The sequence below is a fragment of the Nostoc sp. ChiSLP03a genome (assembly GCF_034531215.2).
Taxonomy (GTDB): domain Bacteria; phylum Cyanobacteriota; class Cyanobacteriia; order Cyanobacteriales; family Nostocaceae; genus Nostoc.
In genome coordinates this window covers 1-20,005 of record NZ_JAVRBQ020000092.1, presented here as the reverse complement: position 1 = coordinate 20,005, position 20,005 = coordinate 1, and the positions used below count along the sequence as shown (strand labels likewise).

The window sequence follows — 20,005 nt, the reverse complement described above, 5'->3', positions numbered from 1 at the left end:
CTATGCAGCTTTATAAAAAATTGGTATTACTTTATGAATATCTTTAGGCGATTCGTTAATTACTATCTCTCATGGACAAAATTTTAGCTGGTTCAGGTTTGAGCAAACCGTTCAACAGTGATGCAGGACGTTGACTGTAAGGCCAAGCAAAAGCATGACGGAAAGCCGCATCTTGACAAGCTTGTAGTTGTTCAAAACTAATAATGTTGTAAGTCAAGAGATTCTCATACTCAAACGGTAGACGCACATTGTGCAATCCGGCATTATCAGTACAGATAGCAATATCAACCCCAGCATCAAGACAACGGTCAAAAACTAATTTGAGTTGACGTATATCTTGCAAAGTTCCAGTTTTTAGGTAAGTTGTCGGACAAACCTCCAAACATTGTCCGCGTCTAGCGACATCATTAAGTAGCTCTGGATATAGTAGCGGAATTTGAATGCCGTGACCAATCCGCATCAAATATGGTAACAGTTCTGGGTAACAACCAGCAGTGGTTTCATATAGATGTCCCGTGGTATTAACGCCCAGCGATCGCGCATAATCATATAAGCTAATCCATTCTTCTAAGCGATCGGCGTAATAACTATCACCTCCGGCTACATCTACTGCACAGACATACTGTTTATTTTGCGCCGCCAAATCAACAATCGCCTTGTTCACCTCATAAGGTAGGCGCGTATGCATACAGAGAATTTGGCTAGTAACAATGGGATATTCTGGCTGTTGGCTGGCAAGTCCTACTACTCGCACAATTTCTGCCATCTTGTCAATTCTTGCAGATTGACTCAGATGCTCAGGTGTCCGCAAATAAGGAGTGTAGCGCAGTTCCAGATAAGCCAAATTTTCAAATATGTAAGCACCCCGCACCAAGCGATAGATAAAGTAAGGCAAAGTCTCTACAGTTTGCACGCTTTCTACCAAAGTGTGTAATTCTAGATACTCGTCTAGGGTGTTACGTGGGCGGGTATAAAAATCTTCAAATTCTGAATAGTCAGCAAAGCGGGAAATTAACTCCGCAGAATGTCGCTCGAAATATCGCCATAAAACTCGTGGTACAACCGAGCCGCCTAGATGTCTATGTAATTCAGCGTATAAAGCCATAGTGGTATTTTTAGGTAAAAATTTCAATGATTGTAACAAAAACATCGAAATAAAAATTTGTCTTCAAAAAAATTTTGCTCTAACTTGTTTGGAGTAGAGGTTTCCCTACATCTGAATTTCAACAAATACTCCGACCTGTAAACTGCGCAAACGATTTGGTGGCTTGGAATTAGATAGGGTTGAGAGCAACAGATAAATTTCTGCTTCCTACCTCCTGCACTAATATTTGCAGCACGAACAAACTTGACATTACCAAGATTAAATTGATAGCATTGATATCCTTGATTTTTTTTGTGCTATAGTAAAGAAACATTGCTATTGTTAAGCGAGTGAAATATAGCAATATATTTTTCTTTAACAAAGCAAATTCGTGGCAAGGTTGGTATTAATTGAAAATTCAAGCGTTGGAAGTCAAGGCTGGCGATCGCATTATTGCTTACTGCAACAATAAAATGCAAACCTGCAAGGTAAAACGCATTTTAGATCCAGGTCAAGCTAACATCACACTATCAGTATTCACCTCTGAGAATTATCGCGGTTGCTCAGTTTCATCTATAGTCCGCTTCCAAAGCAACGCCTTAGTTGATTTGGTAAGTTAAAAATCAACTAAATATTCAAGCTCAAAAAGATTTCTAGCTATTGTCCAGCCTTCAACTGGACAAAATTTTTGTTAAAGGTGCGATGTCTACGCACATACGAATCAGTTAATTATGGCTGAATGATTTTCGCAACCTCCCACTACCTAGTGGTTTGTCCCATTAAATATATTGAGTTTGTAGTAAGCGCTTCTGTGCTTAAAAATCCAGGACTAAAGTCCTTACTACAAACTTATTCACCCCTCGTAACTAATAGGACAGACCACTAGTATAGAGAACAGTAATTGATAAAATTCTGAGAAAAAAATCTAATTTATGGCTTTTGTTAGTTCTTTTTCACATCACGAGCCATGTTGAGGTAGTAGTCATCAAGTTTGGCATTAGAACGACGGCGGTTAGGGGCAGGAATTTTAGTAGTGTTATCCTGATTCGTTTCAATTGGCTGTTTAGTTGAAGCTTGATTTACGCCTTGCACCCGATCGGATTCTAAGAAATAACCAGACTGAGAGAATCCGAAAAGCTTGCCAAAAAAACCAGATAAATTTCCGAAAAAATTAGAAATACTTTGGAATAAAACACCAAACAAGCCTTCAATACGAAGGAACAAGTTCCGAATAATTTGAGTTAGACGAAGCATAAAAGCACCTTCAATGATTGCCTATTATTATTGTGACTCAATTCGGATTCAGGAATTGAGGATATGGCAAAAATCTATCAGTAGGTAGGTATAATTCCCACAACCCCTACTTTTCCTGAACCAGCAAAACCGACTTCACAGGACGCTTGATAGAATTTCCCTCTAAATCAACCTTTCCGTAAAAGGTTTTCCCGTTGTAATAAAGCGAAGACGAACTTCCCCCATCCAGATTCATTGCTCGATCGGCACCAAGAGTTTTCATCAAATCAGCTAATGCTGGCAAAGATATTCCAGAGTTCGCCGGAGCCGAGGGTTTTTGAGCCACCATAACTAAAATAACGCTGCCATCGCGGGTAATACCTACGGCAGTTCTGGCGTTGGGTTGGTTGCTACCAAGGGCATCTCGTTTATTAGCGTTGTCCACAAAGCCCTCTTTTTCTAAGGTGAGTTCTGGTAATAAGCGCGGGCCAGCACCGATAGCATCAACTAACTGACAACCTGCTGGTGGTGACTGACTGTGTAGGGCAATGGAATAACGGCTAGTTTGCCCGCATAAGTAGCGACGGAATTCTGTGCGATTGAATATTTGACCCAAATAAGATTTTAAGTTGGGATTGTTCACCAGCCGCTCATTTTCCTTGGGATCGGCTATCAACTTTCCTTGCCGGACAACATAAGATGTAGTTTTTTGGTTGACTGGATCGAAAAATCCTGCATTCAAAATAGCCACGGCTTGATGCTTTTGGGCAAATTCCTCTACAGTGGCTACCTTCTGTGAGAGTGCAGGAGTCACCAAAAATTTGCTATTAGCTGGAATCAGCACGATGTGAGCGATGCTTTGGGGCAAAGTGCGATCGAAGTAGCGGATAGTTTTTGCTGGTGAAGCTGCAATAGTGGGTATTGAAGGTGTTGAAAAACGCAAATTAAACCACAACACCATTGCTAAACTCATTAATATCAAAGCCAGTAGTTTGATTTTTCTCACTTTTAAACTCACCTGCGGTTAGCTCAAAAAAGTTGATTTAATCGATTTAATTAAAATACTTTAAGCTGAAAAATAAGCAATTAACTTTAATTATTCCCGGTTCGCCCATTTTTTAGGGATTTAGAAAAAATAGATAGTCAAAAGTATACCGAAGGGCGTATTCCCAAAAAGGCTCCATTAGGTATATGTTCGCAATTATGGCTACTGAACCCATAATTACAAAAATTTAACTTTAAAATAACCAAATGATCTAGATTCAACAGAATATGAATAGAGTTATCTTCAAAAAACATCAAGGAATAAAATATGTGTGCTATGGAATTGGAAATTAGCAAACCAGTATCTTGCAATTGTCCACAGAGATATCTGCGGTTTTGATAGTTGCTTAAGTTCGGATCGATTGAAATTGTTAACTGCTTATGCGTCCTCGTCAAAAAATTATCGAGATGTTCTCAACCTTCGTTGAGTTGGAAGGAGACAGATTCAGCAAATGGTTGATTGATACCAGACTACATCGAAATATTCAAAATTGCTTGGAGTCTTCACAATTCGTCCCTAACTCAGAAAACTTTTGGGCATTACATTGGTACAAGTGCTGGAGAGAGCAATCTAATAGCCTTGCTAGAATGCATTTGTCTGCTTATTTACAGGAACCAAATTATTGGGCTGCTAAAAAAACAATTGCCAAATTTACAAATAGTCAACATAGCCTAGCAGATTATTTTCAAATGGCGAATGCTGAAATTGAAACAATTCTTAAACAATTTAACCCAGAAAAATGCTCTAGCTTAAAAGTCTATGCTACTATAGCAGTTCCCAGTCGGCTAAAAGATATTTTACGCCAACGCAAGGAAGCTGATATTTGCACAAATTGGGCATTGTTACGCAAGGTAAGCAAAAAGCAGTTTTTAGAAGCTCTTGCTCAAGCTGGATTATCACCGATTCTAATCGCCCAATATCGACTAGCCTGGACTTGTTTCAAAGAACTGTATGTTCAAAACCAACCAGGTGGCACAAAGTCTCTACCAGAACCAGAACCTCAACTTTGGAAAGCTATTGTCAACCTCTACAACCGCGATCGCCAAAATCAGTTAAATCAATCTACTCCAGAATCCACGAGAGAAAAAATTGAACAATGGTTAACCCAAGCAGCTGTGTACGTGCGTGGTTATCTGTATCCACCTGTTAGTTCTTTAAATGTAGTGATATCGGAAGATAACTCCACAACAACTTTTGATTTGCCAGATCCATCCTCTGACTCATTAATTGCAGAGATAATAGCCCAAGAGGATGCCCAAAATCAACAAAATCAACAATCTCAGATTGAAGGTGTTTTGTTAAAAAAAATACAAAATCTGGAGGTGAAAACTCAGGAAATACTTAAACTTTACTACCAACAGGGGTTAACTCAGCCACAGATTGTAGAACACCTACAAATTAGTCAGCCTACTGTTTCTCGCCGACTGCTCAAAGCCAGAGAATCAATGCTTTCAGCATTGATCCAATGGAGTCAAGATACGCTTAATATTTCTGTGACTTCCAACCTAGTTAATAATATGAGTACCGCTTTGGAAGAATGGTTGCAAGTTAAGTATGGGGAATCTCGCTGAGATTATGAAGGATGAGGTAGTAAAAATGACTTACGCTTTTACAGAACCGCAGGAACTATTGTTAGAAATATCACCATCATTACAGACAAGTTCTTGGCAAGAAAGCCAAATGTACGCCACACCTAGCAGTCGCTGGCGTGCTTACATGAATCAAATTTGCCTTCATGGGTTTTTGAATTGGGTAAAAGCTGAATATGTTCTAGAAGCAAGTATCTGGCACAGTTCCCCTGGTATTCCTGCTTTTTGGGAATTTGTCAATGGCACAGTAATTTTGTTAAACCAAAAGCGAGTCGTTTTAATTCCTAGCGAGGCAATCGATGATAGCGAGTTAGAAGTTCCTCAAGAATGGGTAGACATTCCTAGTTGGGCAGCAGATTATTATTTAGCAGTGCAAGTTACAGCAGATGGGGAGTGGGTAAGAATTTGGAGCTATATAACCCATCAAGAACTTAAATCACTAGCAGACTATGACCAAGTAGATAGGACTTATTGTATAGATGCACGGCACTTAATTAAAGACTTTAATGCTTTTTGGATCGCCTACCAATTTTGTGGAACAGAAGAGATGAAAGGTGCGATCGCTCCACTACCAGAATTATCGACTGTTGAAGCAGAAAATCTTGTGCAACAGTTAAGTAATTCCTCTGTAACATTTCCGAGACTTGCAGTGCTATTTACAACTTGGGGAGTGCTACTAGAAAATGAGCAGTGGCGGCAGCGTTTGTACCAAGAAAGGCTGCAATCTCTACGACGGGCTGCGCCTACGCAGTATTCACAAGTACAAGTGAATCTTAGTCGTTGGCTGGAGCAGATTTACGATGCTTCTTGGCAAGCTATAGAGACTTTTTTTGAGCCAAACTCCAGTAGCCTAGCTTTTAATTTCCGCACTTCTTCCAGGTTAAACGCTGCCGCGAGCAAACGCGCCAAGCTGATTGACTTGGGAATAGAAATAGAGGCTCAAAAAGTTATTTTATTAGTTGCCTTAATACCAGAAGCTAACCAACAAGTTAAGATTCGCGTCCAACTACATCCAGCTTGTAATCAACCTTACCTACCTGCTAATATCAAGCTAGTTTTATTTTCAGACCGAGGAGAAATACTTCAAGAAGTACAAGCAAGAATTCAAGATAGTTATGTACAGTTAAAACTCTTTGATGGGGAAGTGGGAGAATGTTTTAGCATCCAGGTTGGTCTTGATAATTATCAAATAACAGAAAATTTCATAATTTAGTTGTTATGAGCTAGTAGGGTCAAATTGGTTGATACAATCTCTTTGCAGCGGCTTGTAAACGTTGTTTTTGCTCGAAAGTCATAGGTTTAGACCAAATTTGTCTTGTGTAGTCCTTATACTGCACTTTTCTTTGGTATTTTTGCATAAGTACAATGCTCTCTGTTGATTAGTCATTAGTTAATCACGAATGGCTAAGTCCATTTAACTTATGAGTAAGCTAGTTGTCTTCAGCTTCTTGGGAGGAGATTTAAATCAAGGATTTCCTGTTGTCACGGCTCAACTTTGGTGTGATAAACAATTTATACCCGTGAAATTAACAGGGAGTCTACCACCAGCACCAGAACTAAGTGAACTCTACCGCAGATGGCAGTTACTCTACGCAGCAGTTCATCAACGCCTGGGTAAGAATCAACGGATAAAAGTACATTCGCAAGACATAACCAATATTTCTGTCAATGACTTTAATGAAGTGTGTCAACAGCTACAAGCCAATATCAATGCTTGGTTAAAATTTGAATCATTTCAGAATATTGAACGGCAGTTGCGAACTCTACTCAGTCGTAATGATGAAATTAGAGTCATTATTGAAACAAATATAGTTCTACTGCATCGCTTGCCTTGGCATCTATGGCATTTTTTTGAAGATTACCCGAAAGCGGAATTAGCTTTAAGCAATCATGAGTATGAATCTACTCACCTATTACAAAAATCTCCTACAGGTAAAGTCAGAATTTTGGCAATTCTAGGCAATAGAGTTGGTATTGATATTGATAAAGATGCCTCTGCTTTACACGGTTTAACAGATGGCAAAACCACTTTTCTTATAGAACCAACACGACAAAAACTTGACGAGCATCTATGGAATCATGATTGGGATATTCTATTTTTTGCCGGACATAGCACTAGTCTTGCTGAAGGAGAAATTGGGGAAATTTACATCAATCAAACAGAAAGTTTAACAATTTCGCAATTGAAACATGCACTTAATGCAGCAATTAGACGCGGTTTGAAACTGGCAATTTTCAATTCTTGTGACGGAATTGGCTTAGGACGAAATTTAGCTGATTTAAACATTCCCCAAATGATTGTAATGCGAGAAGGAGTTCCAGATTTAATAGCACAGGAATTTTTAAAAAACTTTCTTACCGCCTTTGCAGATAGCAAGCCATTTTACTTGGCTGTGCGAGAAGCACGAGAAAGACTTCAAGGACTGGAAAATGAATTTCCTTGTGCCAGTTGGTTGCCAGTTATCTATCAAAATCCTACAACTGTTCCTACTACGTGGCAAGAATTGTGCGGTAATTTTGCTAATACTAAATTTGTAGGTGAAGTTTTGACAAAAGGTAAAATTGCAACACCAAAATTCAAACTTTGGACTGTACTACTTAGTACTTTGATTGTGGCTATTTCAACATTAGGTTTGAGATATTTGGGAGTCTTTGAAAAAATCGAACTACAAACTTTCGATCAAATGCTACGGTTGCGACCTCAAGAAGAGCCAGATCCAAGGTTAATAATTGTAGAAATTACTGAAAAAAATATTCAATCACGACAAGAGATGACCAAAGGACTGAAATCTATTTCGGATAGTACGTTAGCTAAATTGCTTAACAAAATACAAAAGTATCAACCGCGAGTTATTGGACTGGATATTTATAGAGACTTAGCCGATCCTCCAAATAAATCAAATCCAATACAACTTCCGACTGAACTTAATAAAGATAATGTTGTTGTTGTCTGCAAAAGCCGTGATAGTAAATATGACCCACAAGGTGTTAAACCTCCGAAAAACATACCTGTAGAACGTCAGGGTTTTACTGATGCAATTCAAGACCCAGATGGTATCGTCCGTCGCCAAATTTTGATGATGGCACAAGAGCCTTCTTCAACTTGTACAACGCCTTATTCGCTGTCGTTGCAATTAGTTACTCGTTACTTATCTGACGAAAATATTAAACCTAAATTTAATGAAGATTATGTACAGTTTGGCTCTAAAGTATTTAAACGTTTAAAATTTGGTCGCAGTGGTGCTTATCAACAAGGAGTTGATTTAGGTGGAAATCAAATACTTGTCAATTATCGTAATACAGATTATCAGAGAGTTTCTCTTGATGAGGTATTGAGTGATAAATTCGATCGTAAATCAATGAAAGATAAGGTAGTAATCGTTGGAGTGACAGCTAATACAGTTAGCGATACTTGGTCAACTCTCTACAGTACTGCACAGCAAGATTACCAAGAAATACCAGGGATATTTATACAAGCACAAATGGTTAGCCAAGTTTTGAGTGCAGTTTTAGACCAACGTCCAATTCTTTGGGTTTTGCCTTACTGGGGTGATATTCTTTGGATATGCGGCTGGTCTGTAGTTGGGAGTCTGATTATTTGGTGGGTGCGATCGCTCTCACATCAGGGATGCACGATCTTTGCAACAGTTGTCACTTTATATGGAGTTTGTGCGATCGCTCTTTTAAAACAAGGGCTATGGTTGCCATTTATTCCTTCTGCCTTTGCTGTGGTTGCAAGTGGTGTTGTAATTATATTTATTCAAAGTCGCCGATAATTTTCCATTCCTCTACAATAGACCTCTTGCATAAGTCGAATAGACCCCCTTTAATCCCCCCTTATAAAGGGGGGAAACTTGAAATCTTACCCCCTCCCCAACACATCGGGGAGGGGTGATTCAAGGATTTTTGCAAGAGGTCTAATCATTAGTTGAGTAATGTAAAACTATCTTCAATTAATTAGAATAAAGGGTAAAAGTAGCAAGGTTGCAACTGAATTTTGAGGCTTTGGATATTCGCTGTTGCTCTGTCTGATTTACCAGGATACGTGGTAAGTATCCTGGCAGAACCTTTTTAGGGAGTGAACGGCTCCTCCTCAATTGCCCGACAGGAATCGGCTTGACAAGTACGCAGTTTACTCAGTCGGTTAGCAAGCTGTTTGAGTAGAGTTGGATCGGCTGTAGAAGCCAGGTTGTTCAACTGATATGGGTCTTTTTTGATGTTATACAGTTCCTTCGCTCCAGTTTTATACTCAACATAGGTATAATCTTGTGTCCGGATCGCTTGGTAAGTAGGGATCTTCGGTACTTGGCCTCCTTTTTGGAGCGATTGAAGCTCTGACTGATCCTCAAGCTCTAACTGATCCTGAAGAAGCTTTGTCTGATTCTCAAGTGCAGCACGTCGCTTCTGATTTTGTTTGTGTTCTATCAAAAATGCAGAGCGCCACTTAGGGAGATTTAACGTCGTACCCTTTAACAAGGGTAAGAACGAGCGTCCATCAACAAAAGCGGGTGGTTTAACTCCAGCCATATCGGTAAAGGTTGGGAAAAAGTCGATATTACCCACTTGCTCTTGCAGTTTCTTGCCAGATGGAATTCCCGGTCCCCGCACTACCAGATTCAAGCGAATATCTTCCTCGTAGGCACTTTCTTTGCCTGTACTTGCTCGGTGAATACCCTGTTTGTAACCGTTATCAGAGGTGAAAATGATGTAAGTATTGTTAAGTTGTCCAGTTGCCTTGAGCGTATCGACCAACTTGTCAATTGTATCGTCAACCGACTGTAGCGATCGCAAGCGCAAACGATAACTTTTATCAATTTCATCAATTTGTGTTTGATTGAGTTGAGGCAAATCTTGAATGAATTGAGGCTTAGTGCTGACATTGGCTTCGTTAAAATTGTCTACGCGGGGCGCTTGAGCATCTGGGAAGAGGTTTTTATAGCGTGGTGCTGGCGTATATGGTCCGTGAATGTTGAAGGGAGCTAGATAAACGAAAAACGGTTTGCCGTTCTTGACAGAACGTTGGATGAAATCAATGGCAAAGCCAGTATAAACATCTGTACCGTAGTCTTTGGGGTTGTCACCGTACTTAACCAGCTTGCCATTTTTGTTCAGCGTGTAATTGAACTGAGAGTAAGGATTGCCATATTTCTTTTGGTCGTTTTTCTTCTTGCCTTTTTCCATCGGGCTATACCACTCTGTCCAACCAGGCGGGATGTAGGTATCATCAGGGGCTGTGTCGGGGTAGCCGTTGAGGTACTTGCCAATCAACGCTGTCTGATAACCATTTGCCTGTAAAGAGGTGGCGATCGTCTCTTTTTCTAAGCCCTGACTATAGGCTTTCTGGAAACCGCCATCAGGTTTTGAATTGGTCAAGACCCCTGTATTGTGCGCATATTGACCGCGCAGAATATTCGTGCGCGATGGGCAGCATAGAGACACGTTTACAAAAAAGTTAGGAAATGTTACGCCCTGGTCGAGCAAAAGCGACTTAATGTTTGGTGCATACTTCTTTGGATTTCTGTTAATTGTGTCAGCGTCCATGTCATCCACTAGGACGAAAACAATATTGGGTTTACTTGTCTCGGTGAAAGCTTTTTGTGGTGCTAAGAAGAACACATTGACTACCAAAACACCGATCGTTATTAGAGCAAATAACTTTGTTTTCAAATTGAATGTTTTCATTAAATGACCTCTTGATTTACAATGTCATAGTTTCATTTTTTGGCTTTGGGTATGATAAAAAACCAAACTTTTCTCAAAACAGAATAGAGGCGTCAGAATTCAAAATTGAATTGGAGTCCGACTGGTAGATGTGATACTTAAGTGTGAGATTTGGTGCAAAAAGATAAAATTTATCTCAATACTTCTTGCTTTGTGCATTTTTAACTCGGAATCGAGTTTGGGGTAAAGGGTAAGGATTAAAGGTTTTTTCTTTCCCTTTTCCCTTTCCCCTTTTCCCCAAAACCCGAGAAGTATTGCCAAAACCAATGGCTTTCTCTCTGTTCCTTGTTCTCTCCCCTTTAGGGTATGGTCAAAAATCGGTGATTAATCTTGCTTTGCGGAGCACAAATTGCAATACAGTTTCTTCGCGGGTAATAATATCAACTCTGCCATCCATACCCAATTGAATTTGACATTTCTTTGTACTGCGACCTAAAGCAAGTTTCTCTGGTTCAATTGTGACTTCGTAAAAAGCACCTACAGCAGTTGCTTTTGGGGTAGAGTTCGTATCAGTATCAGCATCGTTTTTTTGCGACTTAACAGCATCTGGAGAAATCGCTTTGACAACACCATTGAGAGTACCGTAATCAGGATAAGGACAAGCACTAACTCGCATTTGCACCTTTTGACCGACTTTTATCTTACCTTTTTCCTCAGAACCGACAGCTGCTTTGATAACTAAAGGTGCATAACTAGGAACAATTTGCACAACTTCTTCCCCAGCCCGGAGAGTTTGACCGGGGTTTCTCAAATTCAACTTGGAAATAATTCCGTCTGCTGTAGCGGTAATAGTAGTTTGCTTCAGGTCAATTTCAGCTTGCTTGAATTCGCTAGTATCGCGCTCTAATTGTTTTTCGGTTTCAATTTTCTGTTTTATAAGTGCTTGAAGTTCTCTTTCTAACGATGCTTTATTCACTTCCCCAGAAGCTTTTTCTTGAGCAATGCGTTCACTCGCCATTGCTACCTCTGCATTGCTTGGGTTGAGAACTGCTTGAGCGCGCGAGCGTTTGGCAATAGCCCCATTAACAGCTTGTTTTAGCCGTTCATTTGTTTTTTCTTGGGCTTTATAAGTTGCTTTTTGCGCCTGTACAGCTTGTTGTTGCTGTTTTACAGCCAGCTGTACTTCTTCTAGTTGATCGCGGGATAATGCCCCTTGTCTAGCAACATTTTCATATCGGCTCTGCTTTGATGTCGCTGCTCCTAAAGCCGCTTCAGTTGCGTGGAGATTAGCTAATGCTGATTGTAACTGTGCTTGCCCTGCATATAATTCTTCTTGAGCCATTTTGACATTGGCTGCTGCTTCTTGAAGTTCAGTGATACTGGTAATTTTTTTGTCTTGATAATCGCGATCGCGTCCCTGCAATTCAGCTTTAGCAGAGGCGATAGTCCGATTGGTGCGATCGCTTTCAGCTCGAATTTGACTATCGATTGCATTTATTTGCGGAGCGGTTTGAATTAGTTGTAACCTAGCTTGTTGAATATTGGTTTGCAGCTGGTTTTTTTTGGTTTGCAATCGAGAATCATCAATAGTGGCAATTTTATCTCCTTTTTGCAGTGTTTGATTTTCTTTGACGTAAATCTGTATTACCTGTCCTTCTGTCGCCGCCTGTACAATTGGCAATTCACCCGCAGGACGGACAACCGCTTGCCCAATGACCGTAACTTTATATTTAGCAACCGCAGCCACAGGAACAGCTAACGCCAAGGCAAACACGATAAATAGTCCGCCAAATGTAGTCCAACGACTAATTGGTGGGAGAAACTCATTGTCTTGAACTAAGGGTAAAAAATTTGTTTGAGACTTACTAATCATAAGTTATAAATATCTCTCAAATGTCTAATAAACATTAACTAATTCCGAAAAAGTAAAGAAGATTTCAATCCATTACCATTATTAGAAGAATAAATCTCATCAAGAAAGCTCAAATGCTCTCCAGGGATATGACGTAATTCTTCTGGAGTTCCTTGAATTTTTAAGCGCCCATTTTCAAGCAATACAATCCAATCAGCCCGTTTGATAACTTGAGGACGATGGCTGATCGTAATTGTAGTTTTACCTTGACGGTGATTAATTAATCTATCCAAAACTTGAGTTTCACTTATTGGGTCAAGAGCGCCTGTAGATTCATCTAGAATTAATACAGGCGGGTCAGTAACAATTGCTCTAGCTATCGCTAATCTCTGCCTTTGTCCGCCAGAAATATTTGCACCAAATTCGCCTAAAACAGTTTGATATTTATCGGGTAATTTGCTAATAAATTCATCTGCACCAGCAATTTGACAGGCAAGGACTATCTCCTCAAAACTAATGTTTGGATAACTGAAGTGAAAATTTTCTACAATCGAACGACTCCAAAAATGAGGTTCTTGGGGAACTAATACGACTTGCTGCCGCAAACATTCTAAAGATAAATCTTGCTGGTTGTATATGCCATAACGAATGTTACCAGATTGAACGTGATATAAACCAGTAATTAATTTGCCAAGAGAGCTTTTACCACAGCCAGATTTACCGATTAAGGCTATTACTTTACCACCAGGGATAGTTAAAGAAAAGTTTTCTAACAGGTCAGTTCTACCAGGATGATGAAAGTTAATTTGAGAACAACTAATATCTGCATTGCCAGGAATTTCTGCCCAAGGTTTTTTAAAGTCATTTTCATCTTCTGGGGTAGAATCTATCACTTCTGTCAAGCGTTGAACGACAATTTGAGCAGTGATAAATTCATCAATTAGCCCGACTGCTGACTCTAAAAAGTCAAGAAAGCTACCACTCATACCGCTATACGCCAGCAGTTGACCGATGGATAATGTCTGATTAATCACTAAGCTAGAACCTAACCAAAGTATGCCAATACTCGTAAATTTAGAAAGAATACTAGTGGCTGTGCCGCTGTAAAGCTCCAACTTCATTGTCGTCCAGTCTAAGTTAGCAAGACGACCAAAATTTGTCTGATATTCTTGCCAAGCTTGCTCTGTAGCTTGGGTGGTTTTGAGGACTTGAACACCGCGAAAGGTTTCGACTAAAAAGCCTTGATTTTCTGTACCTTTAACGATGAGGCTGCGGGTTTTCTGGCGCAAGGCGGGAAGAAAAAGCAGGTTCACAAAAGTGACAACAACAAAAGCGGCAACGGAAGCGAGAGTCAGTTGCCAACTATAAAAGAGCATGAAACCCAAGGAAACCAGAGCCACAAAAAATTGACTGGGTAAACCAAGGACAATTTGAGAAACTAGATTATTGATGGTATGAACATCAGCAATCCGGCTAACGACTTCCCCACTGCGACGGGCTTCAAAATATGATAGGGGTAAGCGCAACAGTTTTCGGCCGTATTCTAGAATTAACCCGTATTGCAACCTTTGACCGAAATGACCAATCAGGTGAGATTGTACTAAACCAATGGCACTTTGAATTAAGTTCATGGCAATCACGCCAATTGCCACTGTTGTTAGCAGTTGGGTATCTCCCCGCACTAGCACATCATCAGTGAGGAGTTGCATCATTAAAGGGGAAGCCAGGGACAACAGCCCGATCGCAAAGTTGATAGCGATCGCCTGAACCAGAAGATTGCGATAGGGCATAACGCGGGCAATAAAGCGCCCAAAACCGCCAATTTTATCTTCTGGTTGCTCGTAGAAGCGGCTATCGTCTGGCATCAGCAGCAGCATCACACCATCACTCCAACCCGCGATTAACTCCTTGGAGGTGAGGTACAAGATACCAAAGGCAGGGTCAGAGATAACATATTTTTTCCCCTTTTTCCCGTATAATACTACCCAGTGATAACCTTTCCAGTGAATGATGGCTGGTAAGGGGAGTTCATTTAATTTCTCAAACAGTTCTGGGGTAGCTTGAACTTGACGGGCATGGAATCCCAGGGTTTCTGCTCCCCGCCTTAAACCTAATAGTGTGGTTCCCCGCGAACCTGTACCCACTGCTTCTCGCACGCGATTGAGGGCAAAGGTGCGTCGGTAGTGTTTGGCGATCGTGGCTAGGCTTGCTGCACCACAATCTTCTTCACTGTGTTGCAATATACTGTAGTATTTCATTGTTTAAAAAATCAGTAACAGCCGCAGTTAACAAGGGGTAGACGAGTCCGTTTATTTCCTACCTAATAACTGTTAACACCGTTTACGTTTATTTATGCTATTTTGATATGAATGAAAAAGTAGGAGCGAAAACGACCTCGCCCCTACGAACTGCAAGAGAAGAATGTTACTCAGCTAAAAGCTTATGTGAGGGCATTCTTTTCTCTTTGAGATTTTGAAGGATTCGAGTACACGGTATGAAATAGACCAGAGCTGATTATGCAGGTTTGACAGACGCGATGTTGTTGTTAAAAGGACCAGTGAAGTTACCTTTTGAACCTGCTTTGAGACGTCTCTTCTGACCTGTGAAATTCTCACCACTGTAGACAATCCAATCTTTTCTACCCGTCACCTCGTACCAAGATGCTTTATTGTTAAAGCTACCTAAACTGCGTCGTGCGTTTGCGATATTATTTAGCCGCCTTCCTTCACCATCCTTCTTGTCGGAAAAGTCTAAGGCACCACCACTAATAGTGGCGGCGGCTTCATGGTTAAGGTCTTGCACAGCTTCGATGCTGTAGAGGTCTTTGATTTGCTTGTTGTTCATATCTACTCCGTAGTTTTTGATGTTAGACATTGTTTTTCCCCTGAGTTTTAGATTGGGGTTTGAACTGAAGGTAAGCTTGTTTTCTTCCTTCTGATTATTAATTGGTAGCAGTATTTTCGTTGATTCACGACCCCGAATCAGAGGTTTTTTAGCTTTACCTTCTAATTCTTAATTGGTAGCAGTATCTTCGTTTATTCACCAAGGCAAACGCACGTAATTTGTGAAACCCTTATTGCATAAAGATATTGATGAAAAAATCGTCTCAATTATCAAACGCTCAAACCCCTGCTATGAAAGGATTCTTATACTTAGATCCGAGGTGCGTTTTCTCTAATTTATTCACTTGATTCAGTAGTGTTAATTTGCTAATATCTCTGTTGTACATAAGTTGATTCTCCTGACAGTTACACAACAATAACTTTGACGCAATATAGACGATTAAGTAATATAAATTTCGGATGATGTGTACTAAAAACTCCTACCTACTTGCAGCATCTCTGTTGCAAATTAGAGAGGGGATGAGAGAAGTTTTAACAGAGGCATGAAATAGAAAAATAGCCTCAGAAATGGATGAATACTCTGAGGCTATTTTACTATCTAACCAAAGTTACTAAAACGGATGCACAGAAGTCAAATCTATGATAAGCGTTTGAGAGAACTAATTGAATCGTTTACTCCTCCAGCAACTCTACGGTATCGTCCTGGCCCTAAAGTTATAGATGGACCTCTAAAGTTTGTATTTTTATAAAACCTCCATCTTTGATTCCCTGTAATAACAATAGATGAGGTGGCGTCGTTGAAATTGTTATTAGCTAGGTTGGCATCACTGCCAGTAAACGTTATACCACCTCCTCGAAAGTTAGCATCCCGGAATAACTGTGCATTACCTCCACTACAAGTAGCAGCAACCTCATCGTTAAGTTCCTTCACTGTGCTGAAGTTCAATTCTGTTAAAGTTTTCTCGTTCATATCTACTCCGTAGTTGTTGATGTTAGACATTAGACATCTCCGAAATTTCAAGTTTGAATTTGAACTGAAGGCGATCGCTGGTTTGGCTTTACCTTCTGATTGTTAATTGGTAGCAGTGAGATAATTTTATTCACGACCCCGAATCAGAGATTTTTTAGCTTTACCTTCTGATTGTTAATTGGTAGCAGTGAGATAATTTTATTCACGACCCCGAATCAGAGATTTTTTAGCTTTGCCTTCTGATTGTTAATTGGTAGCAGTGAGATAATTTTATTCACGACCCCGAATCAGAGATTTTTTAGCTTTACCTTCTGACCGCACTGGCTCCCCTACCACCATGCAACCCCTATTCCCCTACACCCTTTTGAACTATAAGTGTTGAGCTTTTAATGATGGTTAGCTTAATATTTTTTAACCGAATTACCACTGCACTATACTTGACAACAATGCCTGCTTTGGATGATGACGATTCGTTTTTTGCAAGTCATACCAGAAGCGAGAAATGTGTTGATATCCAAAGCTTGTGAATAAGTCGAGCACCCTGATACCTATACTTAATTGAAGATTTACTCGCTAAATTTCCTTTTCAATAGGAGAGTGCAATGTCTGGAGTATCTATACGTTTGTACTGGTGGCAAGGTCTAGGAATTGCGATCGCGAGTGCAATAGTCTTATATACAAATAGCTCAGTTGCTCAAATTACGCCAGATGGGACTCTGCCAAATAATTCCGAGGTGAGATTAGATGGCAATACTAGAGTCATTTCGGGTGGAACCACAAGAGGCGCTAATCTGTTCCACAGTTTTCGAGAGTTTTCTGTTCCCACCGATCGGACAGCTTTTTTCAATAATGCACTCGATATTCAAAACATTCTCACACGAGTCACTGGCTCAAGCGTTTCAAATATTGATGGGTCGATTAGTGCGTTGGGTAAAGCAAACCTGTTTATCATCAATCCCAATGGGATTATTTTTGGTAAAAATGCCAGTTTGAATATCGGCGGTTCCTTTGTCGCCACAACAGCCAATGCCATTGGGTTTGGCAATTTAGGATTTTTCAGCGCCTCAAATCCAAAAGCACCTTCACCCTTGTTAACAGTAAATCCAAATGCCTTATTATTTAATCAAATTGCAGTTGCACCGATTCAAAATAGTTCGACTGCACCAGCAGGCTCTACTCCTGGTGGCGAGGATGCATTTGGTCTACGTGTCCCAGATGGTCAGAGTTTGCTGTTGGTAGGCAGCAATGTGAACATGGATGGTGGAAGATTGAATGCTTTTGGTGGACTCGTCGAGTTAGGTGGGTTAGCTGGTGCGGGAACAGTTGGGTTGAATGGGGATGGTAATAATCTAAGTTTGAGTTTTCCCAATAGTGTAGAAAGAAGCGATGTTTTCCTTAGCGATCGCGCGCAAGTAAATGTATTTGCTGGCAATGGTGGAAGTATCGCAGTTAATGCCCGGAATTTAGAGATGACAGGAGAGAGTTTCCTGCGTGCAGGCATAGACAATAGACTAGGTTCTAATAATAGTCAGGCAGGAAATATTTCGGTTAATGCTACTGGAGCAATAAACCTTAACAATAGTGTCATTGATAATCCGGTGCAAGAAAAGGCAAGCGGACAGGGGGGCGATGTCAGTATCAGTGCTAGCAGCTTGCGGCTTGAGGGTGGGGCACAGGTAGGCACTGGCACTTTCGGTGCGGGTAAGGGGGGAAATTTGAGAGTTGATACCCAAAATGTGCAACTGATTGGTAGAGGGAGTGGCTTGTTTGCTCCCGCATACTCAACAGGGAATGCGGGTGATTTGACTATTAAAATTAATACCTTGCTAGTCCGAGATGGGGCAACGGTGAGTACTAGTACACGTGGTGCAGGCAAAGGAGGAAATTTGAGGGTTGATGCCCAAGATGTGCAAATCATTGGTGGAGGGAGTGGCTTGTTTGCTCCCGCATACTCAACAGGGAATGCGGGTGATTTGACTATTAAAACTAATACCTTACTAGTCCGAGATGGGGCGCAGGTGTATACTGCTGCTACATCTGGTTCGGGCAAAGGAGGAAATTTGAGGGTTGATGCCCAAGATGTGCAACTGATTGGTAGAGGGAGTAGCTTGTTTGCTCCCGCATACTCAACAGGGAATGCGGGTGATTTGACTATTAAAACTAATACCTTGCTAGTCCGAGATGGGGCGCAGGTGTATACTGGTACATCTGGTTCGGGCAAAGGAGGAAATTTGACCGTTGAAGCCCAAGATGTGCAAATCATTGGTAGAAGTGCCGATAGTAATAAGAATTCCAGTGTCTTGACTGCTCAGACCAGCGGTATAGGGGATGCGGGAAACCTGACGATAAACACTGGTAAGTTGCTTTTGCAAGATAGGGCATTCCTCAGTACTCTAACTTTGGGTAAGGGCAAGGGGGGAAATTTGAACATAAGTACTGGTACTTTGCTTGTACAGAGTGGAGGTGCGATACTTAGCGAGTCTTTTGGTGCGGGTAATGCAGGAGATTTAACTGTTAATGCTACTGACACAGTGCAAATGATTGGTACTTCTGCTGATAACGATCGGGTTTCCAGCAGATTGTCAGCTAATGGTTCAAATGGAGCAGCGGGAAACCTCACGATTAGTACTCGTGAGTTGCTTGTTCAGAATGGGGCGCGGGTTGTTGCGCAAACTTCTGGTAAGGGCAAGGGGGGAAATTTGACCGTTGATGCCCAAGATGTGCAAATCATTGGTAGAGGCAGTGGCTTAAGTGTTGAGGCACAGCCAAACTCAACAGGAGATGCAGGTGATCTTACACTCAGAACTAATACCTTGCTAGTCCGAGATGGGGCTACAGTAAACGTGCAGAGTAGCGGAACAGGAACCGCAGGCAACATGACATTAAATGCTCGCTCTATCCATTTAAATAACAATGCCTCACTCAGAGCCAATACACAAAGTGCTAAATTTGACCCGAATAGAGAACAGGCGACAATTAACATTGACTCACGAGATTTAATAATAGGTCGTAATAGCAATATCAGAACTGATGCCAGAGGAGTAAATGTCATCGGCGGCAACATTAATATCAATGCCGATGTCTTGGCTGCTTTTGAAAATAGCGATATTACTGCCGACTCTGATGACTTTCGTGGCGGAAATGTCAAAATCAAGACTAAAGGTATCTTTGGCATTCAGTTTCGAGATATCGCTTCCCCAAACACAAGCGACATCACCGCCACTGGAGCAACTCGCGAGTTGAGCGGTAATGTGCAAATTACTACACCTGATATTGACCCCACTCGCGGCTTAGTCGAACTCCCAATTAATCTAGTTGATGCTTCTAGGCAAATTTCCACCGCCTGCACACCTGGAACTCGGCAATTCCAAAATACATTTGTCGCAACAGGACGCGGCGGACTACCCATGAGTCCCGCTGAACCATTACAAGATTCAAGTACTGTATCTGCGTGGGTAAAATTAAGACCACAACCAGAAAACTTGGCAAACACAACGACTCAGCCAAAATCAACAGCAGTTTCAACTACTTCTATTGCTGCTACAATTCCAATTGTGGAAGCTTCTGGCTGGGTAATCGATCGCAAAGGAAACATAGAACTAGTTGCACTTCCTCAACTCAACCTCCACAGCCCTTGGCAAACACCTGCTTCCTGTCCTATATCTCAGGGAGGTGTGAAATATGGCAAAACTTCAGCTGCCAAAGCGAGTAGTTAGATTTGCGATAAC

At 40.9% G+C, this 20,005-nt stretch carries 13 protein-coding genes; 5 read left to right on the top strand and 8 right to left on the bottom strand.

Features of this window, described 5'->3' with window-relative positions:
- Nucleotides 1-55: 55 nt before the first annotated feature.
- Nucleotides 56-1,105 (bottom strand): adenosine deaminase, encoded by a 1,050-nt coding sequence (locus RMY32_RS14975; protein WP_322693277.1) that lies wholly within the window; start codon nt 1,103-1,105, stop codon nt 56-58.
- A 389-nt stretch (nt 1,106-1,494) separates the two neighbouring features.
- On the opposite strand from RMY32_RS14975, the gene RMY32_RS14970 reads away from it, so the two are divergent.
- Nucleotides 1,495-1,704: a hypothetical protein gene (locus RMY32_RS14970; RefSeq protein ID WP_094352741.1), complete on the top strand. Its 210-nt coding sequence runs from the start codon at nt 1,495-1,497 to the stop codon at nt 1,702-1,704.
- A 322-nt stretch (nt 1,705-2,026) separates the two neighbouring features.
- Here the strand turns inward: RMY32_RS14970 and RMY32_RS14965 are convergent, their stop codons facing one another.
- Entirely contained in the window at nt 2,027-2,338 is a 312-nt protein-coding gene (locus RMY32_RS14965; RefSeq protein ID WP_322708908.1) for a threonine dehydratase, read from the bottom strand.
- 106 nt (nt 2,339-2,444) lie between these two features.
- Nucleotides 2,445-3,323 (bottom strand): phosphodiester glycosidase family protein, encoded by an 879-nt coding sequence (locus RMY32_RS14960; RefSeq protein WP_322708907.1) that lies wholly within the window; start codon nt 3,321-3,323, stop codon nt 2,445-2,447.
- A 446-nt stretch (nt 3,324-3,769) separates the two neighbouring features.
- Between RMY32_RS14960 and RMY32_RS14955 the strand changes: the two genes are divergently transcribed.
- The 3 genes from RMY32_RS14955 (at nt 3,770) to RMY32_RS14945 (ending at nt 8,727) form a co-directional block, all read left to right on the top strand.
- Nucleotides 3,770-4,933 (top strand): sigma-70 family RNA polymerase sigma factor, encoded by a 1,164-nt coding sequence (locus RMY32_RS14955; RefSeq protein WP_409883086.1) that lies wholly within the window; start codon nt 3,770-3,772, stop codon nt 4,931-4,933.
- A gap of 25 nt (nt 4,934-4,958) precedes the next feature.
- A complete protein-coding gene (locus tag RMY32_RS14950; RefSeq protein ID WP_322708905.1) occupies nt 4,959-6,164 on the top strand; it encodes a DUF1822 family protein in 1,206 nt (401 codons plus the stop codon).
- A gap of 208 nt (nt 6,165-6,372) precedes the next feature.
- Complete coding sequence (locus RMY32_RS14945; protein WP_322708904.1) at nt 6,373-8,727, top strand: CHASE2 domain-containing protein; 2,355 nt, start codon at nt 6,373-6,375, stop codon at nt 8,725-8,727.
- A gap of 295 nt (nt 8,728-9,022) precedes the next feature.
- On the opposite strand, the gene RMY32_RS14940 is transcribed toward RMY32_RS14945, so the two are convergent.
- From RMY32_RS14940 to RMY32_RS14920, 5 genes are all read right to left on the bottom strand, one after another.
- Nucleotides 9,023-10,633, bottom strand: a complete 1,611-nt coding sequence (locus tag RMY32_RS14940; protein WP_322708903.1) for a sulfatase-like hydrolase/transferase — start codon at nt 10,631-10,633, stop codon at nt 9,023-9,025.
- Between the two features lie 349 nt (nt 10,634-10,982).
- On the bottom strand, nt 10,983-12,485 hold the full coding sequence (locus RMY32_RS14935) for an HlyD family efflux transporter periplasmic adaptor subunit (protein ID WP_322708902.1): 1,503 nt from the start codon (nt 12,483-12,485) through the stop codon (nt 10,983-10,985).
- Nucleotides 12,486-12,523: 38 nt separating this feature from the next.
- The gene (locus RMY32_RS14930; protein WP_322708901.1) at nt 12,524-14,722 is read right to left on the bottom strand and encodes a peptidase domain-containing ABC transporter; all 2,199 of its coding nucleotides are present in this window, start codon (nt 14,720-14,722) and stop codon (nt 12,524-12,526) included.
- Nucleotides 14,723-14,978: 256 nt separating this feature from the next.
- Complete coding sequence (locus tag RMY32_RS14925) at nt 14,979-15,338, bottom strand: hypothetical protein (RefSeq protein WP_322708900.1); 360 nt, start codon at nt 15,336-15,338, stop codon at nt 14,979-14,981.
- 606 nt (nt 15,339-15,944) lie between these two features.
- A complete protein-coding gene (locus tag RMY32_RS14920) occupies nt 15,945-16,307 on the bottom strand; it encodes a beta/gamma crystallin-related protein (protein WP_322708899.1) in 363 nt (120 codons plus the stop codon).
- A 572-nt stretch (nt 16,308-16,879) separates the two neighbouring features.
- On the opposite strand from RMY32_RS14920, the gene RMY32_RS14915 reads away from it, so the two are divergent.
- Nucleotides 16,880-19,993, top strand: a complete 3,114-nt coding sequence (locus RMY32_RS14915) for an S-layer family protein (RefSeq protein WP_322708898.1) — start codon at nt 16,880-16,882, stop codon at nt 19,991-19,993.
- Nucleotides 19,994-20,005: the final 12 nt, after the last annotated feature.

What these genes read in the sequence shown, in the direction of transcription:
- RMY32_RS14920 (WP_322708899.1), bottom strand. Translation starts at nt 16,307, where the DNA reads ATGTCTAACATCAACAACTACGGAGTAGATATGAACGAGAAAACTTTA.
- RMY32_RS14945 (WP_322708904.1), top strand. Translation starts at nt 6,373, where the DNA reads ATGAGTAAGCTAGTTGTCTTCAGCTTCTTGGGAGGAGATTTAAATCAA.
- RMY32_RS14965 (WP_322708908.1), bottom strand. Translation starts at nt 2,338, where the DNA reads ATGCTTCGTCTAACTCAAATTATTCGGAACTTGTTCCTTCGTATTGAA.
- RMY32_RS14940 (WP_322708903.1), bottom strand. Translation starts at nt 10,633, where the DNA reads ATGAAAACATTCAATTTGAAAACAAAGTTATTTGCTCTAATAACGATC.
- RMY32_RS14930 (WP_322708901.1), bottom strand. Translation starts at nt 14,722, where the DNA reads ATGAAATACTACAGTATATTGCAACACAGTGAAGAAGATTGTGGTGCA.
- RMY32_RS14955 (WP_409883086.1), top strand. Translation starts at nt 3,770, where the DNA reads ATGTTCTCAACCTTCGTTGAGTTGGAAGGAGACAGATTCAGCAAATGG.
- RMY32_RS14950 (WP_322708905.1), top strand. Translation starts at nt 4,959, where the DNA reads ATGACTTACGCTTTTACAGAACCGCAGGAACTATTGTTAGAAATATCA.
- RMY32_RS14975 (WP_322693277.1), bottom strand. Translation starts at nt 1,105, where the DNA reads ATGGCTTTATACGCTGAATTACATAGACATCTAGGCGGCTCGGTTGTA.
- RMY32_RS14935 (WP_322708902.1), bottom strand. Translation starts at nt 12,485, where the DNA reads ATGATTAGTAAGTCTCAAACAAATTTTTTACCCTTAGTTCAAGACAAT.
- RMY32_RS14925 (WP_322708900.1), bottom strand. Translation starts at nt 15,338, where the DNA reads ATGTCTAACATCAAAAACTACGGAGTAGATATGAACAACAAGCAAATC.
- RMY32_RS14915 (WP_322708898.1), top strand. Translation starts at nt 16,880, where the DNA reads ATGTCTGGAGTATCTATACGTTTGTACTGGTGGCAAGGTCTAGGAATT.